Origin of the sequence: Streptomyces sp. NRRL B-24085 (assembly GCF_001282115.1) — a bacterium.
In the GTDB taxonomy this organism is placed as follows: domain Bacteria; phylum Actinomycetota; class Actinomycetes; order Streptomycetales; family Streptomycetaceae; genus Streptomyces.
Window position 1 is genome coordinate 1 of the sequence record NZ_LJBR01000238.1, and the last position, 11,387, is coordinate 11,387.

At 70.2% G+C, this 11,387-nt stretch carries 11 protein-coding genes and 1 pseudogene; all 12 read left to right on the top strand.

The features are described from left to right. Window positions 1-192: pseudogene (locus AOJ26_RS42115) on the top strand (MFS transporter); the annotation flags it as partial. Between the two features lie 9 nt (window positions 193-201). After that, on the top strand, window positions 202-1,563 hold the full coding sequence (gene pafA / locus AOJ26_RS24785) for a Pup--protein ligase (protein ID WP_028801611.1): 1,362 nt from the start codon (window positions 202-204) through the stop codon (window positions 1,561-1,563). 127 nt (window positions 1,564-1,690) lie between these two features. Further along, complete coding sequence (locus AOJ26_RS24790; RefSeq protein WP_053850557.1) at window positions 1,691-2,695, top strand: FKBP-type peptidyl-prolyl cis-trans isomerase; 1,005 nt, start codon at window positions 1,691-1,693, stop codon at window positions 2,693-2,695. A gap of 88 nt (window positions 2,696-2,783) precedes the next feature. Then, entirely contained in the window at window positions 2,784-3,155 is a 372-nt protein-coding gene (locus tag AOJ26_RS24795) for an FKBP-type peptidyl-prolyl cis-trans isomerase (protein WP_020117713.1), read from the top strand. A 187-nt stretch (window positions 3,156-3,342) separates the two neighbouring features. After that, window positions 3,343-4,296, top strand: a complete 954-nt coding sequence (locus AOJ26_RS24800) for a helix-turn-helix transcriptional regulator (RefSeq protein WP_053850558.1) — start codon at window positions 3,343-3,345, stop codon at window positions 4,294-4,296. A gap of 19 nt (window positions 4,297-4,315) precedes the next feature. Beyond that, window positions 4,316-5,380: a helix-turn-helix transcriptional regulator gene (locus AOJ26_RS24805; RefSeq protein ID WP_053850559.1), complete on the top strand. Its 1,065-nt coding sequence runs from the start codon at window positions 4,316-4,318 to the stop codon at window positions 5,378-5,380. Then, a complete protein-coding gene (locus AOJ26_RS24810; protein ID WP_053850560.1) occupies window positions 5,377-5,667 on the top strand; it encodes a hypothetical protein in 291 nt (96 codons plus the stop codon). The genes AOJ26_RS24805 and AOJ26_RS24810 overlap by 4 nt, the downstream gene beginning before the upstream one ends. 10 nt (window positions 5,668-5,677) lie before the next feature. Further along, a complete protein-coding gene (locus AOJ26_RS24815; protein WP_053850561.1) occupies window positions 5,678-5,872 on the top strand; it encodes a hypothetical protein in 195 nt (64 codons plus the stop codon). Between the two features lie 258 nt (window positions 5,873-6,130). Then, window positions 6,131-6,421, top strand: a complete 291-nt coding sequence (gene tatA / locus AOJ26_RS24820; protein WP_053850562.1) for a Sec-independent protein translocase subunit TatA — start codon at window positions 6,131-6,133, stop codon at window positions 6,419-6,421. A 48-nt stretch (window positions 6,422-6,469) separates the two neighbouring features. Then, window positions 6,470-7,420 (top strand): twin-arginine translocase subunit TatC, encoded by a 951-nt coding sequence (tatC, locus tag AOJ26_RS24825; RefSeq protein WP_179200370.1) that lies wholly within the window; start codon window positions 6,470-6,472, stop codon window positions 7,418-7,420. A gap of 31 nt (window positions 7,421-7,451) precedes the next feature. Next, the gene (locus AOJ26_RS24830) at window positions 7,452-8,342 is read left to right on the top strand and encodes a diacylglycerol kinase (protein WP_053850564.1); all 891 of its coding nucleotides are present in this window, start codon (window positions 7,452-7,454) and stop codon (window positions 8,340-8,342) included. A gap of 40 nt (window positions 8,343-8,382) precedes the next feature. After that, window positions 8,383-11,244, top strand: coding sequence for a DEAD/DEAH box helicase (locus AOJ26_RS24835; protein WP_053850565.1), 2,862 nt, complete (start codon window positions 8,383-8,385; stop codon window positions 11,242-11,244). The last annotated feature ends 143 nt before the right edge of the window (window positions 11,245-11,387 follow it).

Consider the following 11,387-nt stretch of genomic DNA (forward strand, 5'->3'; position numbering starts at 1 on the left):
GTCGTCGAGGGCGGCGGGGCCCTGTGGGGGTTCGCCGTGCCGGGTGTCGCGGGGGGTGTGTCCCTGCTGGTTCTGCTGGTCACGGGACGCGTCCTGTCAGCTCCCGCCGGTCGGGTGGTGGTTGCGGCTTCATCGGAAAATGATCCAAACCGTGCGGCCGAACCCCGTTTCAGCTCGGGGGATCGGGCGTAATGTTCAGTCATGGACCGCCGCATTTTCGGGCTGGAGAACGAGTACGGCGTCACGTGTACGTTCAGGGGACAGCGCCGCCTGTCTCCCGACGAGGTGGCGCGGTACCTCTTCCGCCGTGTCGTGTCATGGGGCCGCAGCAGCAATGTCTTTCTGCGAAACGGCGCACGCCTCTATCTCGACGTGGGCTCACATCCGGAATACGCGACACCCGAATGTGACAACGTGACCGAACTGGTCACCCACGACAAAGCGGGCGAGCGCATTCTCGAAGGACTCCTGGTGGACGCCGAACGACGCCTGCACGAGGAAGGAATCGCGGGCGACGTCTACCTCTTCAAGAACAACACGGACTCGGCCGGCAACTCCTACGGCTGCCACGAGAACTATCTGGTGGCCCGCCACGGGGAGTTCTCCCGGCTCGCGGACATTCTCATTCCGTTCCTGGTCACGAGGCAGCTTCTCTGCGGTGCCGGCAAGGTGCTGCAGACCCCACGGGGCGCGGTGTACTGCGTCAGCCAGCGGGCCGAACACATCTGGGAGGGCGTCTCCTCGGCGACGACCCGGTCCCGGCCGATCATCAACACGCGCGACGAGCCGCACGCGGACGCCGAGCGCTACCGTCGCCTGCACGTCATCGTGGGCGACTCGAACATGTCCGAGACGACCATGCTGCTGAAGGTCGGCGCGACCGACCTGGTGCTGCGCATGATCGAGGCGGGCACCGTGATGCGGGACCTGACCCTGGAGAACCCGATCCGGGCGATCCGCGAGGTCAGCCACGACATCACCGGCCGGCGCAAGGTGCGTCTGGCCAGCGGCCGGGAGGCCTCCGCGCTGGAGGTGCAGCGCGAGTACTACGAGAAGGCCGTGGACTTCTGCGAGCGCCGGGGCATCCGCACCGGAACCGTGGAGCAGGTCCTGGAGCTGTGGGGCCGCACGCTGGACGCGATCGAGGCGGAGGACCTCGACCGGATCGGCACCGAGATCGACTGGGTCATGAAGTACAAGCTCATCGAGCGGTACCGGGCCAAGCACAACATGACCATGTCCCACCCGCGGGTCGCGCAGATAGACCTCGCGTACCACGACATCCACCGCCGTCGTGGGCTCTACTACCTCTTGGAGAAGAAGGGTCAAGCAGCCCGTATCTGCAACGACTTGAAGATCTTCGAGGGCAAGTCCGTGCCCCCGCAGACCACTCGGGCCCGGCTGCGCGGCGACTTCATCCGCCGGGCCCAGGAACAGCGCCGGGACTTCACCGTCGACTGGGTCCACCTCAAGCTCAACGACCAGGCGCAGCGCACGGTGTTGTGCAAGGACCCGTTCCGTTCGGTCGACGACCGGGTCGAGAAACTGATCGCCGGAATGTGAGCAAAGCGTTCCGCGGCACCGCCGGAACGCAACACGGGCGCCGTACGTTTCCCGTACGGCGCCCTTCGCACGCCGTAGAGTTGCGCGCACGCCATCAACAAGATCGACCGATTACGAGGCCCCCACCGTGCGCCGACGCTCCCTTCTCATCGCCGTTCCCGCAGGACTGGCCACACTCGCCGCCTGCGGTGACGAAAAGTCCGACTCGAGCAAGGCGAGCGACAGCACGTCACCCTCGCCGTCGTCCTCGGGCTCCCAGGCGCCGCCGCCGAAGATCGTCGACGGCCCGCTCCCGGCGGTCACGGCGGGTGCGAAGTTCGGGGAGAAGCCGACGGTCGCCAAGGGCAGCGGCGATCCGTCGAAGGACCTCGCGGTCAAGACGCTCATCGCGGGTGGCGGCACCACCATCGCGGAGGGCGACTACGTCCAGGCCCACTACCTGGGGCAGATCTGGAACACGGCCAAGGTCTTCGACAACTCCTACGACCGCAAGACGGCCCTGGTCATCCAGCTCGCGCAGAACAGCATCATCGACGGCTGGCGGTACGCCCTGACGGGCAAGAAGGCCGGCAGCCGGGTCCTGTTCTCCGTGCCGCCCACGTGGGGGTACGGCAAGGAGGGCAACGCGCAGGCGGGCATCAAGGGCACCGACACGCTGGTGTTCGTCGTCGACGTGCAGGACACGTTCAACGCGAAGAGCTCCGCCAAGGGCAAGAAGGCCGCGCAGAGCGACGCCGCGCTGCCCAAGGTCGGCACCAACACCGACGGCCAGGCCCCCTCGATCGAGATCCCCAAGGCGGACGCGCCGGCCAAGCTGGTGTCGGAGTACGTCATCGAGGGCGACGGCGACGAGGTCGCGGCCGACAGCACGCTGCTCGTGCAGTACAAGGGCGTCGTCTGGGACACCGGCAAGGAGTTCGACTCGACGTACAAGCGCAAGCAGCTCGCGTCGTTCTCGCTCCAGCAGGTCGTCAAGGGCTGGGCGCAGGGTCTGACCGGCAAGAAGGTCGGCAGCCGGGTGCTGATCTCCATCCCGCCGAAGCTGGGTTACGGCGACAACCCGCCGGCCGGCAGCGGCATCGAGAAGGACTCCACGCTGGTCTTCACCGTGGACATCCTCGCGAAGATGTGACGCACGGGGGACATGCGCGAAGGTCCCGGCGGCGGGGATGTAAGACTGGTCCCTGTTGCCTTTCCGTGAACAAGCAGGAGCGAGTGACGTGAGCATCGACAAGCCCGAGATCGACTTCCCGGGCGGCGAGCCCCCGGCGGACCTGGAGATCAAGGACATCTGGGAGGGCGACGGCGAGGTTGCGCAGGCCGGCCAGACCGTCACCGTCCACTACGTGGGCGTGGCCTTCAGCACCGGCGAGGAGTTCGACGCGAGCTGGAACCGTGGCCAGCCCTTCCGCTTCCCGCTGGGCGGCGGCCGGGTCATCAAGGGCTGGGACCAGGGCGTGCAGGGCATGAAGGTCGGCGGCCGCCGCCAGCTGACCATCCCCGCCCACCTCGCCTACGGCAACCAGAGCCCCACCCCGGCGATCAAGCCCGGTGAGACCCTGATCTTCGTGGTCGACCTCCTCGGCGTCTGATCGTCGTACCGGAGTCACCGGAGAAGTCGTAAAAGATCGCGTCGCGGTCTGATCGTCGTACGGCATCCGACCGGACCTGATCGAGCAGGGCCCATGCCTGTCCGGGCATGGGCCCTCGGCTTTTGCCTTGCTCCTCCGGGGCGGTACGGTCATCGTCCGTAAGCACAAAGGGAGGCGAAGGGCGTCGATGGCCATTGCCAAGGCCGAGCGGCTGATGAACCTGGCGCTGTGTCTGCTCGGGACGCGACGGCCGCTGAGCAAGCGCGAGCTCAGGGAGTCCATCGAGGCCTACCTGGAAGCCAATTCCGACGACTCCTTCAACCGGATGTTCGAGCGCGACAAGGACGATCTGCGCGAACTCGGGCTGGTGATCGAGACCGTTGAGAACCTCGACGGCGAAGTCGGCTACCTCGCCCGCCGGGACAGCAACCGGCTGCCGCCCATCACCCTCGACGCCGAGGAGGCCGCCGCCCTGGGACTGGCCGCCAAGGTGTGGCAGCAGGCCCGGCTCGCCGGCGCGGCCAGCGGCGCGCTGCAGAAACTGCGCGCGGCCGGGCTGCCCGAGGACGTCGACCCGTACGAGGCGCACGGTGCCCTGGAGCCGCGCATCCCGGTGCACGAGGCGTCCTTCGAGCCGCTGATGCTCGCCTGCCGCGACCGCCGCCCGGTCGTCTTCGACTACCGCAAGGCCACCGCCGCCCGCCCCGAGCCGCGCCACGTCGAGCCGTGGGCGCTGGAGTGCTGGCGCGGCCACTGGTACCTGGCCGGATTCGACCGGGACCGGGGTGCCGAGCGGGTCTTCCGGCTCTCCCGGATCACCGGCAAGGTGCGCTCGCGCGGGGCGCGGTTCACCGCCCCGGTCCCCGACGTCGTCACCGTCCGCGAGACCGTGGCGAGCTGGGCGGGGGAGACCGCCGACCGCAGCGCGCTGATCCGGCTGCGCACGGGCGCCGGGTACCCCTTGCGGGCGAAGGCCACCTCGGTTCGGGAACTGGGGGACGGCTGGGACGAGTTGGAGATTCCGTACGGCCACGGGCTGGACGCCTGGCTGGTCGAGTTCGGTCCCGACGTGGTGGTCCTGGAGCCCGCCGAGCTGCGGGCCGACGTGGTGGACCGGCTGCGTGCCGTGGCCAAGGGCTGAGGGGGAGCGGAAGAGAACTGTGGCAGGCAAACCGGTCAGGCCCACGAACGCCATCGACCAGACCCGGCGGATGCTCTCGCTGGTGACCTATCTGAAGGAGCGTCCCGGCGCGCGGGTCGAGGACGTGGCCCGCGCCTTCGGGATCACCGAGGACGAGCTGGTCTCCGACCTCGACGTGCTGCCCATGTGCGGCACCAGCTTCCGCGGCGGCGACCTCCTCGACATCGACACCGACGGCGAGCGGATCTGGTGGCACAACCCCGCCGCCCTCGGCGAGGAGACGGCCGAGCCGCTCCGGCTCGCCGCCGACGAGGCGACCGCGCTGCTGGTGGCCGCCCGCGCGGTCGCCACCCTGCCCGGCCTCAGGGAGGGCGACCGGCAGGCGCTGCTGCGGGCCACCGCCAAGGTGGAGACCGCGGCCGGTGAGACCGCCGGGGCCAGCGCCCGCCTCTCGGTGACCTTCGAGTCGGAGGGCGGCGTCTTCGCGGACGTCGACCGGGCCATCTCCGAGCGCCGGCGGCTGTGGATCCGCTACTACTCGCCCGCCCGCGACGAGCTCACCGAGCGCGAGATCGACCCGATCCGCCTGGTCAGCGTCGGCCACACCTACGTCGAGGCGTGGTGCCGCCGCTCCGAGGCGCGGCGCACCTTCCGGCTCGACCGGGTCGCCGAGATCAAGATCCTCGACGAGCCGTCCGCGCCGCCCGAGGTCGAGCTCAGGGACCTGTCCGAGGGGCTCGTGCAGCCCGCGGCCGAGGACCCCGAGGTGGTCGTCGAGGTCGGCCCAGGCGGGCGCTGGGTCGCGGAGTACTACCCGCACGACAGTGCGGATGAGCTTTCCGACGGCGGGCTGCGTATTACCCTGCGCACCCCCGACCCGGCGTCACTGCGCAGGCTGGCGCTCCGGCTCGGCCGCGACGGCCGCATCGTCTCGCCGCGCGGCCTCGCCGACAGCGCCCGCGAGGCCGCCCGCGAGGCCCTGGCGGCCTACGACGGGGTCGAGGCGCAGGGCACGCACGCGGCGGACGCGGGGCTCGACAGGCAGGACGACGGTCAGTACGACAGGCAGGAGCAGGGGCTTTGAGCGAGTCGGCGACGTCCGGTGCGGGCATCACGGTGGCTGCCGCCTTCGCGGGGATGAGAAGCGCGGCCCCGGTGACCTTCAAGGCGGGCTGCCCGGACTGCCGGGAGCGGTTCGAGCTGGCCGCCAGCGCGCTGCGCCTCGCCATCGGCGCGAGCAGCCGCACCACCTTCTACTCCTTCACCTGCCCGGAGTGCGGTGCGGCCGTCCGCAAGCCGGCCGGCGAGCGGATCGTGGAGCTGCTGACCGGCGGCGGGGTCCGCACGCTGCGGCTGCACTCCACCCTCTAGGCTCGGTGCCATGTTCTGGCCGATGTTCGCGGTAGCTGTGGGTTTCGTGGGTCTCGCCGTGCTCGGGGTGCTGGCCGTCCGGGTCTTCCTGGAGGCCCAGCGTCTCGGGCGCCAGGTCACGGACTCCGCGCGGCGTATCAGCAGGGCAGCGGAGGATCTGGAGCGCGCGGCGGTGAGCACGGCCCGTTCTGTGGACTCGCTGTGAGTACGGCTGAGAGTTGGGTGTGAGTCGGGCGGCGCATGCGTTTTGGGCCACTTCGACCTGTCACCGTGGCAGGCTCGGCAGGTACGCTGCTGGTCGCGGACCGGATAACGAGGCTCGGCCGCGAACCGGGAGTACGCACAGGGATTGCCAGGCGTTCACCCCTGAGCGTTACGATCGCTGCCAGCACGGCTGATCGGACACGTGTCCGACCGGTCGGACAGCACCCCACAAGCCGCCTCGGTGAGAAGGTAAAGACTTATGTTCGGAAGGCTCGGCGCCCCCGAGATCATTCTCATCCTCGTCGTCATCATCCTGCTGTTCGGCGCGAAGAAGCTTCCCGACATGGCGCGCTCGCTCGGCAAGTCCGCCCGCATCCTCAAGAGCGAGGCCAAGGCGATGAAGGAGGAGGGCGGCAGCAACACGGCCACCCCGGCCGGCCCGCCCAGCACCGACGAGCAGAACCCGGCTCAGCGCACCATCCAGGCCGCCCCCGGCGACGTGACGAGCTCGCGCCCGGTCACCGAGCCGACGGACACGACCAAGCGCTGACGCGGGGCCGGTGACCACCGGCCCGCCCGCACGAGATGGGAACGTGGGTTGCTCAAGTCTGCCCGCAAAGAGGAGAGGGATCCCGAGGGGCGGATGCCTCTCGCGGATCACCTTCGTGAGCTCCGCAACCGGCTCGCGAAGGCGATGCTGGCCATCGTCCTTGTCACGGTCGTCGCCGCCTTCTTCTACAACGACATCATCAACTTGATCACCAAGCCGATCCTCGACTCGGTCGGCTGTGACAAGTCCTTCGCGGAACTGGCCCGGTCGACCAAGTCGACCAAGCCCTGCGCCGAGATCACGATCAACGGCCTGCTCGCGCCCTTCACGCTCGCCCTGAAGGTGTCGCTGATGGCCGGCGTCGTCGCGGCCTCCCCGGTCTGGCTCTACCAGCTGTGGGCCTTCGTCGCCCCCGGCCTGCACCGGCACGAGAAGAAGTACGCCTACGCCTTCGTCGGCACCGGCGCCCCGCTGTTCATCATCGGCGCCTACTTCGCCTACACGGTCCTGCCGACCACGGCCCAGGTGCTGATCGGCTTCACCCCGGGCGGCACCTCCAACCTGCTGCCGCTGGACGACCTGCTCGACCTCGTCCTGCGCATGGTGCTGGTCTTCGGCCTCTCCTTCGAGCTGCCGCTGCTGCTGGTCTTCCTCAACCTCACCGGGTTGATCACCGGCAAGCGGATGCTCGGCTGGTGGCGCGGCATGATCATGGCCATCACCGTGTTCGCGGCCGTCGCCACGCCGAGCACCGACCCCCTCACGATGCTGGCGCTGGCCGCGCCGATCTGGGTCCTGTACTTCGCGGCGACCGCCTTCTCCCTGCTCAACGACCGGCGCAGGCGCCGTCGCGAGGCCGAGGGCCCCGCCGACGACGAGGCCTCCGACCTGGACCTGACCCCCGAGGACATCGGCGAGGTCGAGACCGTCTCCGCCACCCGGGCGCTGCCCGAGCAGGCCGGCACGGACCGGGTCAACGGTTATGACGACGTGACCTGACGACCGGGAAGCGACTCGTAAGGTCACTTCCGTGACCAGCGAGATCACCCTCTTCGTCAACCCCACCGCGGGCCGCGGCCGGGGCGCCCGCGCGGCGCAGCCGGCCGCTTCCGCGTTGCGGGCGGCGGGCTTCGCCGTGCGGACCGTACTCGGCGAGGACGCCGCCGACGCCCTCGCACGCGCGCGTGCCGCCGTCCGGGACGGCACCGGCGCCCTCATCGCCGTCGGCGGTGACGGCATGGCCAACCTCGCCCTCCAGGCCGTGGCGGGCACCCGCACGCCCTTCGGGCTGGTCGCAGCGGGCACCGGCAACGACTTCGCCCGCGCCCTCGGGCTGCCGGTGCGCGACCCCGCCGCAGCGGGCCGGCTCATCGCCGACGCTCTCAAGGAGGGCCGCGTCCACGACACCGACCTGGGGCGGGTCGGCGACCACTGGTTCGGCACCGTCCTCGCCTCCGGCTTCGACTCCCGCGTCAACGACCGCGGCAACCGCATGAGATGGCCCGCGGGACGCCTCAAGTACGACCTCGCGATGCTCGCCGAGCTGGCCGCCTTCCGGCCCCTCCCGTACCGGATCACCCTCGACGACGGCCGGGTCCACGAGGTCGAGGCGACCCTGGTGGCGGTCGGGAACGGATCGTCGTACGGCGGCGGCATGCGGATCTGTCCTGGCGCGGACCTCACCGACGGGCTGTTCGACGTCACCGTGGTCGGCGACTGCACCCGCAGCACCCTGCTGCGGGTGTTCCCGAGCGTGTACCGCGGCACGCACGTCGACCATCCCAAGGTCACCGTGGTGCGGGCGGCGAAGGTCGGGCTCGCCGCGGCGGGCGTCACGGGGTACGCGGACGGCGAGCCGCTCGGACCGCTGCCGCTGAGCGCGCGCTGCGTCCGCGGGGCTGTGTCCGTGGTGGGCCCTTGAACTGCGTGAAGGGCGGGTGCCGCGGACCTGGATCCGGATAATGATCGTCCTGTTGTCAGTGGTGCCGGGTACGCTCGAAAGCACGATGACAGAGGACCTCTCACCGGCCGAGCGGTACGCGGCAGCCCGTCTGCGGGCAGCCGAGCAGGCCACCGCGCTCGCGGGCTTCCGCGAGATGTACGACTTCGGTCTCGACCCCTTCCAGATCGAGGCCTGCAAGGCGCTCGAGGCCGGCAAGGGCGTGCTGGTGGCCGCCCCCACCGGTTCCGGCAAGACGATCGTCGGCGAGTTCGCCGTCCACCTCGCCCTGCAGCAGGGCAAGAAGTGCTTCTACACCACCCCCATCAAGGCGCTGTCCAACCAGAAGTACGCCGACCTGTGCCGCCGATACGGCGCGGAGAAGGTCGGCCTGCTCACCGGCGACAACAGCGTCAACTCCGACGCCCCCGTGGTCGTGATGACCACCGAGGTGCTGCGGAACATGCTGTACGCGGGCTCGCAGACGCTCCTCGGCCTCGGATACGTGGTCATGGACGAGGTGCACTACCTCTCCGACCGCTTCCGGGGCGCCGTGTGGGAGGAGGTGATCATCCACCTCCCCGAGTCGGTGACCCTGGTGTCGCTGTCGGCGACCGTGTCCAACGCCGAGGAGTTCGGCGACTGGCTCGACACCGTGCGCGGCGACACCCAGGTGATCGTCTCCGAGCACCGGCCGGTGCCGCTGTTCCAGCACGTGCTCGCCGGACGGCGGATGTACGACCTGTTCGAGGAGGGCGAGGGCAGCAAGAAGGCCGTCAACCCCGACCTCGTACGGCTGGCCCGGATGGAGGCCCAGCGGCCGTCGTACCAGGACCGCAGGCGCGGCCGGGCGATGCGCGAGGCCGACCGGGAGCGCGAGCGGCGGCAGCGGTCGCGGGTGTGGACGCCGAGCCGGCCCGAGGTCATCGAGCGGCTGGACGCCGAGGGGCTGCTGCCCGCCATCACCTTCATCTTCAGCCGCGCCGCGTGCGAGGCGGCCGTGCAGCAGTGCCTGTACGCGGGACTGCGGCTGAACGACGACGAGGCGCGGGGCGAGGTGCGCGCCCTCGTCGAGGAGCGCACCGCGTCCATCCCCACCGAGGACCTCCACGTCCTCGGGTACTACGAGTGGCTGGAGGGCCTGGAGCGCGGCATCGCGGCCCACCACGCGGGCATGCTGCCGACCTTCAAGGAGGTCGTCGAGGAGCTGTTCGTACGCGGCCTGGTCAAGGCTGTCTTCGCCACCGAGACGCTCGCCCTCGGCATCAACATGCCCGCGCGTTCGGTGGTGCTGGAGAAGCTCGTCAAGTGGAACGGCGAACAGCACGCCGACATCACGCCCGGCGAGTACACCCAGCTCACGGGCCGTGCGGGGCGGCGCGGCATCGACGTCGAGGGCCACGCGGTGGTGCTGTGGCAGCGCGGCAGCAGCCCCGAGCACCTGGCGGGACTCGCCGGCACGCGCACGTACCCGCTGCGCTCCAGCTTCAAGCCGTCCTACAACATGGCGGTCAATCTCGTGGAGCAGTTCGGGCGGCACCGCTCGCGCGAGCTCCTGGAGACGTCGTTCGCGCAGTTCCAGGCCGACAAGTCGGTCGTCGGGATCTCCCGGCAGGTGCAGCGCAACGAGGAGGGGCTCGACGGCTACAAGGCCTCCATGACCTGCCACCTCGGTGACTTCGAGGAGTACGCCCGGCTGCGCAGGGAGCTCAAGGACCGCGAGACGGAGCTGGCCCGGCAGGGCGTCTCCCAGCGGCGGGCCGAGGCGGCCGTGGCGCTGGAGAAGCTCAAGCCGGGCGATGTCATCCACGTGCCGACGGGCAAGTACGCCGGTCTCGCGCTGGTGCTGGACCCGGGCCTGCCCGCCGGGCGGTCCAACGGCCACCGGGGCTTCGAGCACCACGACGGCCCGCGGCCGCTGGTGCTGACCGCCGAGCGGCAGGTCAAGCGGCTCGCGTCGATGGACTTCCCGGTGCCGGTGGAGCCGCTGGAGCGGATGCGGATCCCCAAGTCCTTCAACCCGCGGTCGCCGCAGTCCCGTCGGGACCTGGCCTCCGCGCTGCGCACCAAGGCCGGGCACATCCCGCCCGAGCGGGTCCGCAAGAAGCGGGCGCAGGCGGCCGACGACCGTGAGATCGCCCGGCTGCGGACGGCGATCCGGGCACACCCCTGCCACGGCTGCAACGACCGCGAGGACCACGCCCGTTGGGCCGAGCGCTACCACCGGCTGCTGCGTGACACCTCGCAGCTGGAGCGGCGCATCGAGGGACGCACGAACACGATCGCGCGTACCTTCGACCGGATCGTGGCCCTGCTGACCGAGCTGGACTACCTGCGCGGCGACGAGGTCACCGAGCACGGCAAGCGGCTGGCCCGGTTGTACGGCGAGCTCGACCTGCTGGCCAGCGAGTGTCTGCGGGAAGGCGTCTGGGAGGGCCTCGGCCCCGCCGAACTGGCCGCGTGCGTGTCGGCGTTGGTGTACGAGTCCCGGGTGGGCGACGACGCCATGGCACCCAAGCTGCCGTCCGGGAAGGCCAAGGCCGCGCTCGGTGAGATGGTGCGGATCTGGGGGCGGCTGGACGCGCTCGAAGAGGACTTCCGGATCAACCAGACCGAGGGGGTCGGGCAGCGGGAGCCGGATCTCGGCTTCGCCTGGTCCGCGTACATGTGGGCCTCGGGGAAGGGGCTGGACGAGGTGCTGCGGGAGGCGGAGATGCCGGCCGGGGACTTCGTGCGGTGGTGCAAGCAGGTGATCGACGTGCTGGGGCAGATCTCGGCGGCGGCGCCGGTGTCCGGGGGTGAGGGGTCCACGGTCGCGAAGAACGCGCGCAAGGCTGTTGATCTGCTGCTGCGGGGGGTTGTGGCCTACTCGTCGGTGGGGTGACGGGTTCGGGGGCGGTGCGGGTGCGTGGGGGCTGGTCGCGCAGTTCTCCGCGCCCCTCAAAACCTCAGCTCGGCCTGTGTTCCAGGTAGTGCCGCCAGCTCCCGTGTGACGTGATGTCCTCGTCCTGTCTCCTATCCACATCT